The 19,657-nt window shown below is 27.4% G+C and carries 18 protein-coding genes; 13 read left to right on the top strand and 5 right to left on the bottom strand.

From position 1 onward, the window contains the following. Positions 1–64: 64 nt before the first annotated feature. From K5V21_RS16375 to K5V21_RS16345, 7 genes are all read left to right on the top strand, one after another. On the top strand, positions 65–778 hold the full coding sequence (locus tag K5V21_RS16375) for an ABC transporter ATP-binding protein (RefSeq protein ID WP_221862193.1): 714 nt from the start codon (positions 65–67) through the stop codon (positions 776–778). Continuing rightward, complete coding sequence (locus K5V21_RS16370; protein ID WP_221862192.1) at positions 771–2,375, top strand: hypothetical protein; 1,605 nt, start codon at positions 771–773, stop codon at positions 2,373–2,375. Before K5V21_RS16375 ends, K5V21_RS16370 begins: the two co-directional genes overlap by 8 nt. Positions 2,376–2,537: 162 nt before the next feature. Then, entirely contained in the window at positions 2,538–3,275 is a 738-nt protein-coding gene (locus K5V21_RS16365; protein WP_221862191.1) for a biosynthetic peptidoglycan transglycosylase, read from the top strand. 214 nt (positions 3,276–3,489) lie between these two features. Then, the gene (locus K5V21_RS16360) at positions 3,490–3,999 is read left to right on the top strand and encodes a transglycosylase SLT domain-containing protein (RefSeq protein WP_221862190.1); all 510 of its coding nucleotides are present in this window, start codon (positions 3,490–3,492) and stop codon (positions 3,997–3,999) included. 272 nt (positions 4,000–4,271) lie between these two features. Further along, positions 4,272–5,141, top strand: a complete 870-nt coding sequence (locus K5V21_RS16355) for a GNAT family N-acetyltransferase (protein ID WP_221862189.1) — start codon at positions 4,272–4,274, stop codon at positions 5,139–5,141. A 388-nt stretch (positions 5,142–5,529) separates the two neighbouring features. Continuing rightward, positions 5,530–6,363 (top strand): CAP domain-containing protein, encoded by an 834-nt coding sequence (locus K5V21_RS16350; protein ID WP_221862188.1) that lies wholly within the window; start codon positions 5,530–5,532, stop codon positions 6,361–6,363. A 335-nt stretch (positions 6,364–6,698) separates the two neighbouring features. Continuing rightward, positions 6,699–8,129: a hypothetical protein gene (locus K5V21_RS16345; RefSeq protein ID WP_280637818.1), complete on the top strand. Its 1,431-nt coding sequence runs from the start codon at positions 6,699–6,701 to the stop codon at positions 8,127–8,129. Between the two features lie 98 nt (positions 8,130–8,227). Here K5V21_RS16345 and K5V21_RS16340 read toward each other — a convergent pair whose 3' ends face one another. Both K5V21_RS16340 and K5V21_RS16335 read right to left on the bottom strand, forming a co-directional pair. Further along, positions 8,228–9,028, bottom strand: a complete 801-nt coding sequence (locus K5V21_RS16340) for a TPM domain-containing protein (RefSeq protein ID WP_221862187.1) — start codon at positions 9,026–9,028, stop codon at positions 8,228–8,230. Between the two features lie 2 nt (positions 9,029–9,030). Beyond that, the gene (locus K5V21_RS16335; RefSeq protein WP_204594610.1) at positions 9,031–9,600 is read right to left on the bottom strand and encodes a LemA family protein; all 570 of its coding nucleotides are present in this window, start codon (positions 9,598–9,600) and stop codon (positions 9,031–9,033) included. A 160-nt stretch (positions 9,601–9,760) separates the two neighbouring features. Here K5V21_RS16335 and K5V21_RS16330 point away from each other — a divergent pair, with 160 nt between their 5' ends. From K5V21_RS16330 to K5V21_RS16320, 3 genes are all read left to right on the top strand, one after another. Then, entirely contained in the window at positions 9,761–10,237 is a 477-nt protein-coding gene (locus K5V21_RS16330) for a glutathione peroxidase (protein WP_221862186.1), read from the top strand. A 100-nt stretch (positions 10,238–10,337) separates the two neighbouring features. Continuing rightward, the gene (locus K5V21_RS16325) at positions 10,338–10,772 is read left to right on the top strand and encodes a MarR family winged helix-turn-helix transcriptional regulator (protein ID WP_204594608.1); all 435 of its coding nucleotides are present in this window, start codon (positions 10,338–10,340) and stop codon (positions 10,770–10,772) included. Between the two features lie 142 nt (positions 10,773–10,914). Next, positions 10,915–11,535 carry a DUF488 domain-containing protein gene (locus tag K5V21_RS16320; protein ID WP_221862185.1) on the top strand — a complete coding sequence of 207 codons (621 nt, stop codon included), beginning with the start codon at positions 10,915–10,917 and terminating at the stop codon, positions 11,533–11,535. A gap of 70 nt (positions 11,536–11,605) precedes the next feature. Here K5V21_RS16320 and K5V21_RS16315 read toward each other — a convergent pair whose 3' ends face one another. Further along, on the bottom strand, positions 11,606–12,118 hold the full coding sequence (locus K5V21_RS16315) for a ferritin (protein WP_221862184.1): 513 nt from the start codon (positions 12,116–12,118) through the stop codon (positions 11,606–11,608). Positions 12,119–12,494: 376 nt separating this feature from the next. On the opposite strand from K5V21_RS16315, the gene K5V21_RS16310 reads away from it, so the two are divergent. After that, entirely contained in the window at positions 12,495–14,474 is a 1,980-nt protein-coding gene (locus K5V21_RS16310; RefSeq protein ID WP_204594605.1) for a fructose-1,6-bisphosphatase, read from the top strand. A 154-nt stretch (positions 14,475–14,628) separates the two neighbouring features. After that, complete coding sequence (locus K5V21_RS16305) at positions 14,629–16,617, top strand: FUSC family protein (RefSeq protein ID WP_221862183.1); 1,989 nt, start codon at positions 14,629–14,631, stop codon at positions 16,615–16,617. A 72-nt stretch (positions 16,618–16,689) separates the two neighbouring features. On the opposite strand, the gene K5V21_RS16300 is transcribed toward K5V21_RS16305, so the two are convergent. After that, on the bottom strand, positions 16,690–17,229 hold the full coding sequence (locus K5V21_RS16300; RefSeq protein ID WP_221862182.1) for a permease: 540 nt from the start codon (positions 17,227–17,229) through the stop codon (positions 16,690–16,692). A 3-nt stretch (positions 17,230–17,232) separates the two neighbouring features. Next, the gene (locus tag K5V21_RS16295; RefSeq protein ID WP_221862181.1) at positions 17,233–17,712 is read right to left on the bottom strand and encodes a permease; all 480 of its coding nucleotides are present in this window, start codon (positions 17,710–17,712) and stop codon (positions 17,233–17,235) included. Between the two features lie 260 nt (positions 17,713–17,972). Between K5V21_RS16295 and K5V21_RS16290 the strand changes: the two genes are divergently transcribed. After that, positions 17,973–19,625, top strand: a complete 1,653-nt coding sequence (locus K5V21_RS16290; RefSeq protein WP_308119126.1) for an MATE family efflux transporter — start codon at positions 17,973–17,975, stop codon at positions 19,623–19,625. Positions 19,626–19,657 lie beyond the last annotated feature (32 nt).

Below are 19,657 nucleotides of genomic sequence, written 5' to 3'. Positions count from 1 at the left end.
CACGTATATTCTATTTGTTATATATTATATATAACAAATAGAATATATAGAGGGGGATTTATATATGTTAACTATAAAAAAATTTTATAAATATTATAAAAGTGATAAACCAGCAGTTAAAGGTGTATCTTTAGAAATAAAGGATGGGGATATATTTGGCTTTATTGGTCATAATGGTGCAGGAAAGACAACGACTATAAAATCAGTTGTTGGTATACTTGATTTCGAAGAAGGAGAGATACTTATAGATGGTATATCAATTAAAGAAAATCCAATTGAATGCAAAAAGAAGATTGCATATATACCAGATAATCCAGATATTTATAATTCACTTACAGGAATACAGTATTTAAATTTTATTGGAGATATATATAAAGTTCCTAAAAAAGAACGAGAAAAACTTATAGCTCTATATGCAGATACTTTTGAGATTACAAAATCTTTAGGAGATTTAATATCATCATATTCACATGGAATGAAGCAAAAGCTTGCTATTATATCTGCACTTATTCATAAACCAAAGTTACTTGTATTAGATGAACCTTTTGTTGGCTTAGATCCAAAGGCATCTCATATATTAAAGCAAATAATGAAGGAGATATGTAAAGATGGTGGAGCAATATTTTTCTCAACACATGTATTAGAAGTGGCAGAAAAATTATGTAACAAGATTGCTATAATCAAAGATGGACAAATTGTAGCAAAAGGAGATATAGATAAGGTTAAAGGCGATAGTTCTTTAGAAGATTTATTTATGGAGTTGATTGATAATGAATAATTTAGGTACTCTTTTAAAATATGATTTAATAAATTCTTATCAGCTTAATTCTATATTAAATAGAGAGGATAAGAAAAAGTTTTATAAAACTTTAGCTTTTATAATATTAATGATAATTGCGATAGGATCTTTTGGGGTAACAGTTTTTATGTATTTTAATTTTATGGTGGATCCTCTAAAGAGTATGAATATGTTAGATATTATAGTAGCTCAAGGATTTATAATGTCAGTATTCATAATATTTGGGACATCAATATATAAAGCGCCAGGATTAATATTTGGAATAAAAGACTATGATATGCTAATATCACTTCCTATAAAACCATGGATAATATTATCTGTAAAGCTTATTAATTTAATATTAGTAAATTATGCATTTATGGCAATTTCACTAATACCAGCTTTAGTAGCATATTTTATAAATACTAAAGTTACATTTATTATGATTTTAAATGCTGTTATAATGTATCTTTTCATTCCTCTAATTCCAATAGCCATTGCTAGTATATTTGGATTTATATTCACTTATATTTCATCAAAAGTAAGGCGTAAAAATATTTTTTCTATAATATCAGCATTTATTGTAGTTCCAGGTATACTTTTATTATCTTCAAATATGGAATCTATAATAAGTTATATAACTAAGAATGCAACAAATGTAAATGAACTTCTAAATAAAATATATCCACCTGTAAAGTATTATATAGATGGGATAGTAAATATGAATTTTGCTGGAGTCTTAAAATTTAGTGCTATATCAGTTGGAATATTTATATTATTTGTTATTTTATTAAATAAAGTATTTGTAAAAATAAACTCAAATCTTTTGGAAAGTTATAAAAAGAATAACTTTAAAATGAAAGAACTAAAAGAGTATGGTGTAGTAAGGACACTATTTAATAAAGAGGTAATTAGATATATATCAAAGCCTATAGTTATATTAAACACATCAATAGGAATGTTTTTATATCTAATAATGGCAATAGGAATATTATTTGTAGGAGATGGCTTTATAGGAATGATTTTTGAGATTAATACAACAAAAGAATTAATTCCATTAGTATTGATAGTTACGACATCTTTATTTGTTGCATTATCTAACACAACATCATCTTCTATATCTTTAGAAGGAGAAAACTTTTGGATTTTAAAATCATTACCTATAGAAACTATTGATATATTTAAATCTAAGATATATTTAAATCTGGCAATAACAATAGTTCCAATTTTAATAGGTACACCAATACTTATACTTGCTTTAAATCTAACTATTATGGAGAGTATTTGGTTATTTGTAATACCAATATTAGTTTCATTTTATATATCTCAAATGGGACTTATAGTGAATCTTATATTTCCAATGATGATATGGACTTCGGAAGTAGTTGTTGTAAAAAGAAGTATTTCAGTGATTATAGCCATATTAATAGGGGGATTAAGTATTGCGACACCTTCATTTATTTATTATTGGTTTAGTATAAGTAATGTAAATATATATCTAGCTATAATACTAATAATATTACTTGTAGTTAATGTTATTTTATATAGAGTATTAAGAGGATTTGGTACTAATAGGCTAGAAAAAATAAAAATATAATAAGTAAGTTAAAGACTTTTAGAGGCATCAATTTTGGTGTCTCTTTTTTTCTTACATAAATGAAAGGATAAAGTAATGAAGTTAAATATGAGATTTATCTTATAGAACCTATAATAAGAACATAGAAAGCAACAAGCAATCAGATTTAAGGGGTGAAGTTTTATGAGACACTTTATTATAAATGGGAGATGTATGCTTTTTGGAATTATAACTTTAATGTTTTTATTAATTATAGTATTAGGATATTGTAATCAAAATTTAATAATAAATAACAAATCAATGGAGGCGAGAGTTAATATGATTAGAGAAAATAAAAATTATGTAAAAATAGAAAACATAGATAAGAAATTTCTAAAATCAATGATAGCTATTGAAGATCATAGATTTTATAATCATGGAGCTCTTGACTTCATCTCAATTGCAAGAGCAACTTTAAATAATATAAAAGCTAGAAAAGTAGTAGAAGGTGGAAGCACTATAACTCAACAATTAGCTAAAAATCTTTATTTATCAAATGAAAGAAGTTTTAAAAGAAAATTTAAAGAATCACTTTTTGCAATACAATTAGAAAGACAATACACGAAAGATGAAATTTTGGAATTATACGTAAATTCAATATCATTTGGAGATGGATATGTTGGAATAGGTGAAGCAGCAAAAGGTTATTTTGGAAAAGATGCTAATAGCTTAAGCTTTGATGAGGCTACACTTTTAGCAGGATTACCTCAAGCACCTAGTTTATATGCATTAAGTAGAGATAATGGACTTGCAAAGAAGAGACAAAAACAAGTTATAAATGCATTGGAAAGATACAATAAAGAAGTAGAGACAGAATTTGTATCAATTGTACAAGTAGAAAAATATACAGAAGGATTTAATGGGGTAGGACCTAGCTTATAGGAGGAATAGAATATGAAAAATAAGAGAAAGTTTAAAGAAAATAAAGAAAAACAAATGAGATTTTGGAATATGTTATTTAATTATGATCGTTGGAGCATGGGAATTGTATATATAGATTAATCATATTGAAAAGTGGAAAAGAAAATAGAATTGATAAAATATTAAGCAATATAAGATAAAAAATAGAAAATTAATAATGGATGTGGAGGAACTTATGATAAGAAAAATAATGGGTATATTAATAGTTTTATTAGTGATAACTATAGGGGGTGGCTTTATAGTTAGAGAAACTATATTTCCAATAAAAGATAAAGAAATAATAATTAAGCATGCAAAAGAATATAAAGTAGACCCAGCATTAGTAGCAGCAGTAATAAACTTTGAGACGAATTTTGATCCTATTGAGTATAAAGAGGGAAAAGCATGTGGTTTAATGAAGTTAACAGATAGTACAGGAGTAGAACTTTCAAAGGAAATTGGATATAAAGATTTTAAGAAAGAGAAGATAGCACAAAATGATATAAATATAAAACTTGGAACATATTATCTATCAAAATCAAATGGAGATACTTTAGAAAATCAAGTAGGAAACTGGGTTATTAGAAATGGGATAGACAAAAGTGATAAACTTGATATAAAAGCTTACGCTAAGGAATATTACACAGATAAAATAGCAACTAGAGAAAAGATATATAAAATATTGTATTTTACATTTAATATTTAATAAATATAAATTAGACTAAGTATAGAGAAAGGGATTAATCCTAACTTTAGGCTTAGTTTTTTTATAATGTGGATAAGAAAAGTATATTTTATGATATAATTAAGTGGAATATTTTTCTAAATAAATTATGGAGACTTTATTAGTTATTTAAACATAATAAAGTCAAAGATATGTTAGTTTCAATTTATATAATAGATATTTTAAAATGACTTAATTATAATATTTATATTATAATTTTACATAATTAATAATATAAAGATTGGAGGATTTATATGGTTGTTAAGACTTTTAGAGAGTTAAATGATTATGAAAAAGATAAAGTTCTTTTATTTATAGATAGAAAAGATTGTAATACTTCTTTTTCTGAAATGGAGAAAATGTTTAACAATAAAATTTATGATTATGGAAATGGAGTTATTATAGTATTTAATAATAATGCTGTAGTAGGAATAGGAAGATGTGTATTGCAAGAAATACCATTACATGGAATAGCGTATATACATTTCTTAGATGTATTAGATGAAGTAGATTATAAAAAAGATATAATAAGAGAACTAATAAATAAACTATACAATAAATGTGAAGAATATGGAGCTACAAAGATATTACTAGGGTTTAGAAAAAAAGAAACGCTAGAATTATTGAATGAATTAAATTTTGATGTAGATTATGAAGCTAAAATAATGTATTTAAAAGATAGGAAGAAAAGAAATAAAATACTTCATATTGAAGATCTTAATGAAGAGAATAAGTTTGAATATATGAGACTTTATAATAATGCGTTTAATAATATGCCACATGGAGCCTCATTAGATGAAAATGAATTAAATGAATTTTTAAATGATAACTATCAAAGGAATTATTATTTTATAGTTTCAAGTGAAGACGAAAATTTAGGAGTACTAAATGTTACGATTGATGGTAATGAAGGCACCTTTGATATTGGATTAAGTAATGAATATAGGGGAATGGGATATGGAAAACAATTGTTAGAAACTGCTATAGATTTTTTAGAAAAGAAAAATATAGAAAAAATATATTTAGTAGTTATTGGAATAAATGAAATAGCCTATAAGATGTATAAGAAAAGAGGATTTGAAGAAGGAAGAGTATTGAGTTTTTGGTCTATACTGAAAGAATAAGTATTAAGGTTTGATAATAATTATAAAGATAAGCTTAGTTAAGCGCTAATTAACAAATTAGCGCTTTTTTTATTTAGAACTTAAAAATATTAAAAATCAAGAAAAAACATTTAAAATTATCATAGTAATTATATCCATAGAATATACTGGGAAAGTTATTAGGGGGCAGCTATAGAGCCAAAGTGTACAAATTTTAAGGTTGGAAAAAAAGGATAAATTTTGACGTAAAGTAGTATATATCAATGAATAGCAATGATCTACCATGAATAAGATAACAAAAATATGTTATAACTTTAAGTGTTAGCAGTAGAAAAAGTAAAAAGTACTTTAACTAATAAGATATTGGATTTAAAGTAAGAATCCGAAAAAATAAAAAGGAGTGGTACAGATGAAAAATAAACTAATTGCTATATTAGTAACAGCTACATTATTAGGAGGTGCTGGTGCAAGCGTTTTTGCAGCGAGTGGACAAGATGCAAAAAATGAAGTTGCACAAGTAGAATCAACAAAGGGAAATCCAGATGAAAATGTTCATATTAATAGTGATAGCAAAGTTAAAGCTACAGAATTAAGTAGCTCACAAAATGTAAAAGTAGTAAAAGAAAATTCAAATAAGGGTGCTTATACTGATAAACAAGTTTCAAATTATACACAAAACTGTAAGTTGCAAGATAGTAAAAATGTAGAGAAGAAAAAAGTTTCTAATACTACTATGAAGAAAGAAAATCTAAATACAGATAACAGAAATACAGATGCAAATACAGATAAAAAAAATACTTCAGGCGATAAAAATGGACAAGTATCAACAGCTAATGAGAAATTTATGGCTCAAGTAGAACAAAAAATATTTGAAAAAGTTAATTCAGAGAGATCAAAAGCAGGAGTTCCTACTTTATCATACAATAAAACTATGGAAAAATATGCTAGAATAAAATCTCAAGATATGGGAGATAGAGGATATTTCGATCATAAAGACCCACAAGGAAATCTTATAACTGCAAAAATGAAAAATGATGGAGTAAGCTATAAAGCTTGGGGAGAAAATATTGCATATATTGGCGGAGAGTCTAATGCTAATGCATTAGCAGATCAATTTATGACTAATTGGATGAATTCACCAGGACATAGACAAAATATACTATCAAAGAATTTCACAGGAATTGGTGTAGGTGTTTATAAGTCTGGAGATAAGGTTTATGCAACACAAGAATTTTATAAGTAATATATTATAAATTAATCTGTATTTAAGTTTATATTAAAGTGATAACAAGTTATATGAGAATATAGTTAAAAGATTCACTAAGTAAGTTTGTTATACATATTTATAAGGGAAGGGATATTTAATATCTCTTCCCTTAATTTATTATAACAATATACTAAAAAATTTTAATAAGAAATAAATAGTAATTTAGGATTGAAGGAAGTAATTTTAGATTCATTAGGTAATAAGGATAAAATGCGGTTCCATTTTATAAGCTTATGCATAATATGTAAAGAGTAGACTCTTTTCTGTTAAGAATGCTTTATTAAATATTAAAATTTACAGGAGAGTGTATTATGTATTATAGCAATAGAGATAGAAGAAGAAGTGAAGATAGATGTTGCACTGAAAGATCTAATTATGATGATGAGTGCATTAAAATAATAAATGAATGTTGCTGTAATTGTTGTAATTGTTGTAATTGTAAGCACAAATGTCCAACCGGACCAACCGGACCAACCGGACCAACAGGACCAACAGGACCAACAGGACCAACCGGACCAACAGGACGAACAGGACGAACCGGACCAACAGGAGCAACAGGGCCAACAGGAGCAACAGGGTCAACAGGAGCAACAGGGCCGGCAGGACCAACAGGAGCAACAGGACCAACAGGAGCAGTAGGACCACAAGGACCAATAGGACCACAAGGACCAATAGGAGCAACAGGACCAACAGGAGCAACCGGAGCAACAGGGGCAACAGGAGCAACAGGACCAACAGGACCAACAGGATTGATAGGACCAACAGGACCAACAGGACCAACAGGACCAACAGGAGTAACAGGAGCAACTGGAGCAACAGGACCAATAGGACCAACAGGAGTAACAGGAGCAACTGGAGTAACAGGACCAACAGGAGTAACAGGAGCAACTGGAGCACAAGGACCAATAGGACCACAAGGACCAATAGGACCAACAGGACAAACAGGAGCAACTGGAGCAACAGGACCAATAGGACCAACAGGAGTAACAGGAGCAACTGGAGCACAAGGACCAATAGGACCACAAGGACCAATAGGACCAACAGGACAAACAGGAGCAACTGGAGCAACAGGACCAATAGGACCAACAGGAGTAACAGGAGCAACTGGAGTAACAGGAGCAACTGGAGCAACTGGAGCACAAGGACCAATAGGACCAACAGGAGTAACAGGAGCAACTGGAGTAACAGGAGCAACTGGAGTAACAGGAGCAACTGGAGTAACAGGACCAACAGGAGTAACAGGACCAACAGGAGTAACAGGCGCAATAGGACCAACAGGCGCAACAGGACCAACAGGCGCAACAGGCGCAACTGGAGCAACTGGATCTATTGCATTAGAATATGCATATATCTATAATTTAGGAGCACAAACTGTATCATTAGGAGAAAATGTAGTATTTAGCAATAATGGAGTAATTGTAGGTGCTATTACTCATGTAGCTGGAGGTAATACAATTACTTTAGGTTCAGCAGGAAATTATGCAATATGGGTTAATGTATTAGGAGTTCAACCAAATCAATTTACACTATTCCAAAATAATAATGTAGTTCCTGGAGCTATTTATGGCTCACAAGCTGGAACACAACCTAATCCAGGTATGGTTATAATTTCAGCAGCTGCTGGAGATGTTTTAACTTTAAGAAATCATACTAGCTTTGTAGGTGATATCAACCTACAAGTTTTGGCAGGTGGATCAGAAGTCAACGTTAATGCATCTATTCTTATTCAAAGATTAAGTTAACAAGCTATAGATGTATTAGATAATTATCATAGTGAAATTAAGAGAGCATACTAGCTAGTGTGCTCTCTTTCAATTAGTATATTAAAAATTAATATTATTTACCACCCACCAGAAGAACCGCCACCACCAGAAGAACCGCCACCAAATCCTCCGAATCCACCACCGGACCCACCACCAAATCCACCAGGACCATTTCTACGACCAATATTACTCCAAAAAATAATTTTAAGTATTGTAGAAAAGACTCTACCTCTATTAAATATTGCATCTAACAAGATGAGTACCAAGAATATACCACCAATGCCAATAACACCATAGCCTGAAAAATCTTTTTCATCGCTAGGAAGTTGTATATTTAAAGATTTGCTTAATGTAACGTTATATTCCTTTGCTATATAATCAGAGAATGTACTATAAGATTCAAGTAGACCTTCTCCATAATTTCCTTCAATAAATTTAGGCTTAGCTATAGATTCCATAACTCTATTACTTAATACATCAGGCATTGCACCTTCAAGACCACGACCAACCTCAACTCTCCAAGCTTTATCCTGTATAGCGAGTAGGATTAATAAGCCATTATCTTTTCCTTTTTGACCTATTCCCCAAGTTCTAAATAAATCGATAGCATAATCTTCAATTGGAACTCCATTAGTTGAATTTATTATAACTGTAACGGCTTGAGCTCCAGTTTTATCTTCAAGTTCTTTACCGATGGAGACAATACTTTTAATTTTAGTAATATCTATTGTATTTGTATAATCATTAATGTATTTATAAGAAGTTGGAGATGGAATATCATTAGATGCATTTGCGGTAAATGCATCTAATGATAAAAATAATATTAATAAAAAAAGAGAAGAAAATAAGATTTTAAAAGCATTATTTTTAATTCTCATAGTTATTTAGAAAAATCCACTGAAGGTACTTGTTCTGCACCAGTACTTGCTTTATATAATGGTTTTTCTTCAAAACCAAAAATACTAGCTATTATATTACTTGGGAATTTTCTTCTCTTTGTATTGTAATTAGTTACTGCAGTATTATAATCTTGCCTTGCAATTGCAATTCTATTTTCTGTTCCTTCTAATTGAACTGATAGATCTCTAAAGTTTTGATTTGATTTTAAATCTGGGTATCGTTCTACAACTACTAGTAATCTTGAAAGTGCATTTGAAAGGTCACTATCAGCATTAGCTTTATCAGTAACAGTTGATGCACCAGCTAGCTTACTTCTTGCATTAGCTATATCAGTAAATATATCTTTTTCTTGAGTAGCATATCCTTTTACCGTGTTAACCAAATTAGGTATAAGATCAGATCTCCTTTGAAGTTGTGTATCAATATTTGATTGAGCAGTATTTACATTTTGTTCTAATGAAACTAAGCTATTATAGCCACTTACTACAAACACGCCTAAAAGAATAACAATAGCAATAACTATAATTGCTATTTTAGAGTTATTTTTCATATATATAACCTCCCTTCTATATAGATTATTATGTGTAAAAATTTAAAATATTATAGTATAAAAAAACTTGACAAAAATAATAATAGAATATATTATAGTTTTAATAAATTAAATTGTATACAATTTAATTTAGGTAAATTATTATAAGGAGGTATGAAGAATGAATTTTTATGAATTTTTAGCCAAAGATATAAATGGACAGGATATAAAAATGAGCAAATACAAAGGAAAAGTAGTACTAATAGTAAATACTGCAAGTAAATGTGGGTTTACACCTCAATTTAAAGAGTTAGAAGAGTTGTATAATTTATATAAAGAAAAAGGATTAGAAGTATTAGGATTTCCATGCAATCAATTTAAAAGTCAAGATCCAGCAAGCAATGCTGAGATAAATAATTTTTGTCAATTAAATTATGGAGTTACATTTACTATGTTTGAAAAGATAAATGTAAAAGGACCTGATACACATCCTATATATAAATATTTAAAAGATGAAGCAAAAGGGATGTTAAATAATGAAATAAAGTGGAATTTTACTAAGTTCTTATTAGATTCTAATGGAAATGTAATTAAAAGATATGCACCAACTACATCACCGCTTAAGATAAAACAAGATATTGAGAAGTTATTAAAATAAAAGATGTATAATGTTGACATATAAAAGTGAACTATATACAATAATTGATATTAATTGAGTTTAAAAATTAAGTTAATTAAATATAAGATGGGAGAAGTATATGAATAAAGATAATTGCATTAAATTAGATAATCAAATATGTTTTTCTTTATATGCAGCATCAAGAGAAATAATAAAATTATATAAGCCAGTGCTTGATAAATATAATCTTACATACACTCAATATATAACAATGCTTGTATTATGGGAAGAAGAGAAGTCAACAGTAAAAGGTATAGGTAAAAGATTGCATCTAGATTCAGGAACTCTTACACCATTACTTAAGAAACTAGAATCAATGGGGTTAATTACAAGATATAGAGATTCTAAAGATGATAGAGTTGTTATAGCAGAACTGACAAAAGAAGGAAAAGAATTGAAAGAAGAAATTATTGATGTCCCAGAGCAGGTCTTTTGTAAAGTAAATATGAGTATAGAAAAGGCTAACGAACTAAAAGCTAACTTAGATGAGTTATTAAATGTATTGAAAAAATAATAAAATTTTTAATAAATATAGTATAGTGTTATATTAGCTAGTAAATATTAGAGTATTTATTAGCTAATTATTTTATATAAATTATTATGTAGAGTTATAATAGTTTATATAAAATATAATTCTTTAGTAGGGAGATGATTGTGTGGATATATTTACAATTGGACACTCTAATTATAGTATTGATAGATTAATAGAGATGCTAAGGCACTTTAATATTAATTGTGTAGTTGATATAAGAGGAACTCCTTATTCAAAATATAATGTTCAATTTGATAAGGAGACTATAAGATATTCATTAACAAAGGCAGGATTTATATACATATATATGGCAAAAGAATTAGCAGCTAAGAGGTTAAATAAGATTTCATATAATAATGAAGGGTATGCTGATTTTGAGAAGGTAATACATGAAGATGATTTTAAAAAAGGAATAGAAAGACTTAAAGATGGATGCAGAAAGGGATATAAGATAGCTATTCTTGGAGCTATGCAAGACCCAATAAGATGTCATAGAAGTATATTGGTTGGAAGGGCTTTAAGGGAATATGGTTTTAATGTAAGACATATATTAGATGATTATAGTATAGCATCTCAAGAAGATATAGAACAAAATTTATTAGATAAGTACTTTAAAAATAGAGAACAAATTACTATAGACTCATTGTTAGGTAATGGATTAACTGATGAAGATATGATAAAAGAAGGATATAGAATGTCTAATAAAGAGATAGGATATAGAATAGAGAATTTAGAAAGCAAATAGAGAAGATTAAAGAAATAGATAAAAAAGTCAGTAATTACTATGGTACTTATAATAATTACTGACTTTTTATTTAAGCTCTTGGAGCTGGTGGAGTAAATACTCTTGTTGCAAGTTCATCATCCATCATATAGATAGCTGCTGGATTTCCCTCTGATCTTCTAACTCTTTTTAGTAAAGAATTGAAGCTGTTTTCTTCTTCAACTTGTTCATCAATAAACCAGTTAAGTAAACTCATTGTTGCATGTTCTCTTTCTTCACTAGCTATATCTGCAAGTTTATATATCTTACTTGTAACTAGTTGCTCGTGGTTATATCCTTTTTGGAATACATCAATTATACTTTCAAAATTCATTTCAGGTTTTGGAATAGTATCTAGAGTAACATTTCCATTCTTTTGGAATATGTAATCATAGAACTTCATTGCATGAGCTAATTCTTCTTGTGCTTGAACTCTGAAAAAGTTAGCAAATCCACTTAAATCAACAGATTCAGCATATGCTGCCATTGATAAATAAACGTAAGATGAATAAAATTCAAAGTTAACTTGTTCATTAATATGCTTTAGTAAATTTTCACTTAACATTATTATCTCTCCTTTAGTAAATATGATTTTTGTTTATATGTTAATATAAATATTTTACCTCTTATGCTACAAATTATCAAATTATGATTATTATACATATAAGAATAAATTAAGAAATTTTATATAGATATATTTTTTTAATACTATAAAGTTACTTCACTTATATTACCATCATTAGTATGCTTAATAATTTTAATATTAGTATTTATATAAGATTTATTTAAAATAAAATGTATTAAATCATTGATTTTAATAAGATATTAGTAAATAGAAGTAGGTAGTTGTTAGCTGATAATTATTGATGTTATAAAAAATTTGATATATAATTATCTAAAACGATTTCAAAGAGAGTCATTGATTTTCATAGGGGGTACTAATGAAGAATTATGATGAAGATATCATAAACAAATTAAAATATTTAAAGCTTCTTGCGAAACAATATCCAACTATAGCAGAGGCGTCAACAGAAATTATAAATTTAAATGCCATATTAAATTTACCAAAAGGAACTGAACATTTCTTAACAGATTTACATGGAGAATATGAGCCTTTTGTACATGTGTTAAAAAATGGATCGGGAGTAGTAAAAAGAAAAATAGAAAGTGTATTTGGAAATTCATTAATGGATAGCGAGAAAAAGAGTCTAGCTACCCTTGTATATTATCCAGAACAGAAGCTAGATATAGTACTTAAAGAGGAAGAGAACATAGATGATTGGTATAAAATTAATTTATATAGATTAATAGATCTTTGCAGAAATGTATCATCTAAATATACAAGGTCTAAAGTTAGGAAGGCATTGCCTAAAGACTTTAATTATGTAATAGAAGAGTTATTACATGAAGAGTTTTATGGAGTAGATAAACAAGAGTATTATGATGGAATAATAAGTACAATTATAGATATAGGGAGAGCAAGAGAATTTATAATATCTTTATCTAATGTTATTCAAAGATTAGTTGTTGATAGATTACATATATTAGGCGATATATATGATAGAGGCCCAAGAGCAGATATAATAATGGACACTCTTATGGAGTATCATTCCCTAGATATACAGTGGGGAAATCATGATATGCTTTGGATGGGGGCGGCAGCTGGTGTAAAAACATGTATAGCAAATGTTATAAGAATAGCTACTAGGTATGGAAATCTAGATACAATAGAAGATATATATGGTATAAACCTTATACCACTTGCAACTTTTGCATTAAGTAATTATAAAGATGATCCTTGCAAAGAATTTATTCCTAAAATAAATGATAAGAATAGATATGGAAAATTTGAGATTGAGTTAATAGCTAAGATGCATAAGGCTATAACAATTATACAGTTTAAGTTAGAAGAAAAAATAATAAAGAGAAGACCAGAATTTGATTTAGAACATAGAATGCTTTTGGACAAGATAAATTACAATGAAGGAACAATAGATTTAAAAGGTAAGATATATCCACTAAAGGATAAAAACTTTCCAACTATAGATCCTAAGAATCCATTTAAGCTTACAGAGGAAGAAGAGAGGCTTATAGATAAATTAAAGCTTTCATTTTTAAATAGCGAAAAATTACAAAGACATATATCATTCCTTTTTGCAAAGGGGAGTATCTATTTAAAGTATAATTCTAATTTATTAATACATGGATGCATACCTTTAAATGATGATGGTTCATTTAAAAGTATTAATATACATGGAATAGAATATAGAGGTAAAGCTCTTTTAGAAAAATTTGAAGTTTTAGCTAGGGAAGGTTACTTTAACAAGCCTGATACTCCGGAAAAAAAATATGGAATGGATATAATGTGGTATTTATGGACAGGATCTGCATCTTCATTATTCGGTAAAGAAGAAATGACTACATTTGAGAGATATTTTATAGAAGATAAAAATACTCATAAAGAGAAGAAAAATCCATATTATGAACTTAGAGAAAGTGAAGACATGTGTCGTAGGATATTAGAAGAGTTTGGATTAGATCCTCAAGAATCTAAAATAATAAATGGACATGTTCCGGTAAAGAAAAAGTATGGAGAAAGTCCTATTAAATGTGGAGGGAAAATATTAGTTATTGATGGAGGTTTTGCAAAGGCATATAGAAGAGATACGGGAATAGCTGGATATACTCTTATATACAATTCTTATGGACTACAACTTGTATCACACCAACCTTTTGAATCAATTGAAAATGCAATTGTTGAGGAAAAAGATATATTATCTACAAGTATTGTTGTTGAGAGAAAACTTGAAAGAAAGACAGTTGGAGACACCGATGTTGGAGCAGAACTTAAAAACCAAATTAAAGATTTGAAATTATTATTAGAAGCATATAGAAAAGGATATATAAATGAAAGTAGATAATAAAAGCACCAGAGTTTCTGGTGCTTTTATTATATAATTTCTATATTTTAAGGAATTATATATATGTAGAAATTAAGTTACATAACATTAATAAAATAGTAAATTAATTGGTATATACTAAAATTATTATTTATTTGTATAGGAAGGAAGAAGGATGAAAGATAGTAAGATTAATGAATTCTTTATGAAAATAGGATTTACGCCTAAAAAGATTATTCAATTAATTATTATTGGATTTGGACTTATGATAATCTTTGGAAAGTTTTTTGGAATAAAAAGTGTAATTTTTAGTATTCCATTTATATTAAGTATAGTTTATTTAAAAAGTACTGACTTTACAAAACAGCCTTTTAAAAGATTAATTATAATTTCGATATTATTTATATTAATAACTATAATTCCATATATCGCATTTAAGTATACTTACTATGGGATAGTTATAAATTTTATAAGTATATTTTGTATTGCATATACACTTACATCAAAATATAAGGCATCATTATATTTTCCAGTTGTATATTATTTTGTATATGCAGAAACTTTTAAAGTAACATTTTCAGAATTAAAATTAAGAATCGTAGCTTCAATAGTAGGGAGTGTATACATAGTATTTGTTTTATATATGTTATCAAAGAGAAATATATCAAATGATATATTAAATGATTCAATTGAAAATTCAATAAAGTTAAATATATCAGAGATCCAACATATTCTTAATGGTAATTATGATGAAGAAATTTATAAATCAAATAAGAAGTTATTAAAGAAAATAAGTAAAGAAATTTATTTAGGTAAAGTCAAAGGGAATATAGATTTTAATGGGGAAAATATAAGCTTAAACTTACTTGCAATTAATAATGGTATTAATATTACACTTAAAGAAGTATATTCAGCAAGGTGCGATTATGATGATAATGTAAAAGAGTTTTTAGAAGATTTAATAGTAATACTAGATAATATAATTAAGTTTAGTAATAATGAAATAGATAAAAATAAATATAATTTAATTATAGAACATTTTATATTAAAATATGATGAAAAATCAAATGAATACTATATAATTTTTCAGATATTACAATTAATTAAAATTAAAGATATAGAAATAATGAATGAATTTAAGATAAGTAGAGGTAAGAGTAATAATAAAATCAAAGGTATATCGAAATTCAAAGAATTTATAAAGACTTGGATAAGTGGATTAAATTTAAATTCAATTAATTTTAGATTTGCAATTAGATTATCTACAATATTAACTATAGCCTTATTTATAAATAACTACTTTAATTCATCTAAGTTATATTGGATTCCTATATCTGTAATGACTGTAACTCAACCATTTTTTGAGGATACATTTTCAAAGGCTTTACTAAGATTTAAAGGAACAATAATTGGTTCAGGGATTGTATTAATAATATTTGCTTTCCCATTAGACAATAAAATAAAAATTATTATTTTTATAGTATCTATTATTATTTCTGTAGGTTTTACAAAGTATGATAAATCAGTAGCCTTTAATACGGTAGCATCAATTGTTTTGGCATCTATAACTATGGGAGAGTATTCAACATTATTAGAAAGAATTTTATATGTTTCAATAGGTGTAGCTATGGCTATTTTTGCAAATAGATTTATACTTCCATATAAGATAAATGATGCTGTTTATGATTATATAAACAATATTATAGAGGAAGAGATAAAGATAATTGAAGACGTAAAAGAAAATATGAGTGGAGTAGATAATTGGAATAAAATTAAAATATCATTAGATAAATATTATAATATAGCTAATAAAATAAGTTTATATAATACAAAACTTCAAATAGAAGCGATTGATAAATTTATATTATATAGCAATATATATATTAAATCTATTGCTTATAATCTTCTATATTATAATAATTATAATATTGTGAAAAATAATTCTGAAGTATATCATAGTATTTATAATTATTTTATAGATTTTTTAAACAATCTTAGAGATGAAAATAACATTGAATTACCAAGTAGCAAAACAATTGGTAAGATAAGAAGTATATTTGATAATACTAATTTAAAAGATGATAAAATGGTATTGCAAAATATAATTAATGCTATAGCGGTAACAAATTATATAAAAGAAAATTATAAAATAATTGAAAGATAGAGTAATTGTTTTATAATTAAAAAGGCATCTTATATAGTGAGATGCCTTTTTAAATTTAAATAATATTTTAAATTATAAAAGTAAATTAGAGTATACATTCTCTAAAGATTTTTTATCCATAAAGTAATAGACTAAGTATCCCATTAGTATAACGCCAGGTATATCTATTAGAAGTCTTATAAAGGTAAATTTAAATCCTAAAGATGATACTTCAAATAAAAGAGTAGATATTTTAGTTACACACCAAGAATTCATAAATATAATTATATTACTAAATTTAGCACCTTTTTTTAGTAAAAGAGCTGTAAAAGGAAATGCTGCATACATAGGTCCGGCTGCAAGGGAACCAAGTAGCATAGAAAAGAATACCCCAAGTATACCTGAGTTATCGCCCATATATTTAACTAATGTTTCTCTTGGTAGCCATACATCCATAAGACCAAGAAGTATCATTATAGGTGGAAGTACGCTAAGCATTTGTAGAAAACTAGATTTTGCGCTTTTGAATGTATTTACAGCTATGCTATAATTTGTAAAAAATAATACAAAAAGTACAAATAGTAAAATTAAAAAGAAAGAATATCTCTTAGCTATTTTATAAAGAGTTTTCATAACTTAAATCACCACCTTTGCAAAAATTAAGGCTACTATAAATGAGAATAGAAAAGCTATAAAGTTTCTAAGAAATGCAGCCTTTTTACCAATATATTTTGATTCAAGTGGGTAGGTCATAATTCCAACTAATGTAAGGGTTGATATAAGTGCTGCAACTTGAGATATACCAGCTCCATTTTGAAGCAAAGTACTCCCAGTTGAAAAAGCAACAAAGGTTGGCATAACAGTTATAGATCCTATAAGAGAAGAAAGTGTTACACCAAAAAATCCAGAATCTTTTCCAATCAAAGATGATATAGTTTCGGGATTTAATATAGATAATATAATTCCAATTAAAATTATAATGCTTAAAAATTGTGGCATTATATTTTCAAAGGATTTAACTGAAGTTTTAATAGCTGTAATTGTTTTTTTCTTATCTTTTATAAAAGATAAGATCAATAATGATATAGATAATATATACAAAATATAAGAAGTCATTATATCACCTTATTAAAAATTATTATTCGTAATTATATACTATTCATAGAGTAAAAAAATATATAATAAATCTTATAATAAAGGATAGAATATTATAAATATTATGCTATAATGAAAACGTTAAAAATAGGAAAGGAGTATTAGAGGATCTATTATGTAGTAGCAAAAATTTATATAGCAATAGATGTAGTATTTAAAGAAGATATATAATAATTTCTTTTGGAAACGATTCAATTATTATTTTAAGAGAGGTTATAAAAGTGAGTGATAAGAGTATAAATAGGAAATTAAAGAATATAACTTGGCCAATATTTGTTGAAAGTTTATTATTTTCATTACTTGGTGGGTTAGATACTATAATGCTTGGTAAATATTCAGATTTAGCTGTTGCATCAGTTGGAATTGCAAATCAATTAATTTGGATGGTTAATTTAATGTTTGGAATAATAACCGCTGGAACAGCAATATTACTTGCCCAACATTTAGGTGCAAAAAGTGATGAAGAGGATATAGTTAGGTTATGCGGGGTATCTATAGGAGTAAATTTAATTATTGGGATAATAATAAGTATAGCAGTAGTTATTTTATCAGGATCGTTGTTTACACTTTTAAAGGCGTCACCTGAATTAATACCTATAGGAAATAGTTATATGAAAATAGTTGGTGGAACTATTTTTGTACAAGCTATTCTTATGACTTTTACAGCAATATTAAGATCATATAGCTTAACTAGAATATGCAGAATAATAACCGCTGGAACAGCAATATTACTTGCCCAACATTTAGGTGCAAAAAGTGATGAAGAGGATATAGTTAGGTTATGCGGGGTATCTATAGGAGTAAATTTAATTATTGGGATAATAATAAGTATAGCAGTAGTTATTTTATCAGGATCGTTGTTTACACTTTTAAAGGCGTCACCTGAATTAATACCTATAGGAAATAGTTATATGAAAATAGTTGGTGGAACTATTTTTGTACAAGCTATTCTTATGACTTTTACAGCAATATTAAGATCATATAGCTTAACTAGAATATGCATGAATGTAACACTTATCATGAATATAGTTAATGTGGTATGTAATTATGGACTTATATTTGGTGAGTTTGGACTTCCAGAGCTTGGAGCAAGTGGAGCTGCAATTGGTACTGTTATAAGTAAGATAGTAGCTTTATTTATTTTGGGTGGTAAAGTATATAGTGTAATTATGCATAAATTTAAAATATATTTATTTAGACCATTCCCTATGGAACATTTAGTTAATATTCTAAATATTGGTATACCGTCAGCGGCGGAACAGATTTCATATAGTTTGTCTCAACTTGTAATTACTAGTTTTATAAATATGATAAGTATAGATAGTATGTCTGCTAAAAGTTATTTAACTACTATAGTATCTTTTACATTTATATTTTCTGTAGCGTTAGGGCAAGGTGGAAGTATACTTATAGGGCAGTTTATCGGAAACCGGGAAAATAATAAAGCATATAACTTATGCGTATATTGTATAAAAAGAGCTATAGTTGTATCTATAATGATTAGCTGTGGTATTGTTTTATTTAGGCATCCAATGATGGAATTAATAACAAATAATCAAGATATAATAAGTATAGTTTCTAGTGTATTAATAATAGAAATATTATTAGAACCTGGTAGAGCAATAAATATAGTAGGAATAAATGCTTTAAGAGCTACTGGTGATGTGAAATTTCCAGTATATATTGGAGTATTTTCAATGTGGTTTTTTGGAGTTGGATGTGCATATATTTTAGGAATACAACTAGGTTTTGGTCTGGTTGGAATATGGATAGGATTTGCACTAGATGAGTGGTTTAGAGCTATACTTGTTCTTATAAGATGGAAGAGTAGAGCTTGGGAGGGTAAAAGCTTTGCTTTATCTGCATTAGAGTAAAAAATAGATGGGATAACCCATCTATTTTTTAT

The sequence above is a fragment of the Clostridium sardiniense genome, assembly GCF_019753795.1.
In the GTDB taxonomy this organism is placed as follows: domain Bacteria; phylum Bacillota; class Clostridia; order Clostridiales; family Clostridiaceae; genus Clostridium; species Clostridium sardiniense.
The sequence above is the reverse complement of the archived record's forward strand: the minus strand, read 5'-3'. Positions and strand labels throughout refer to the sequence as shown.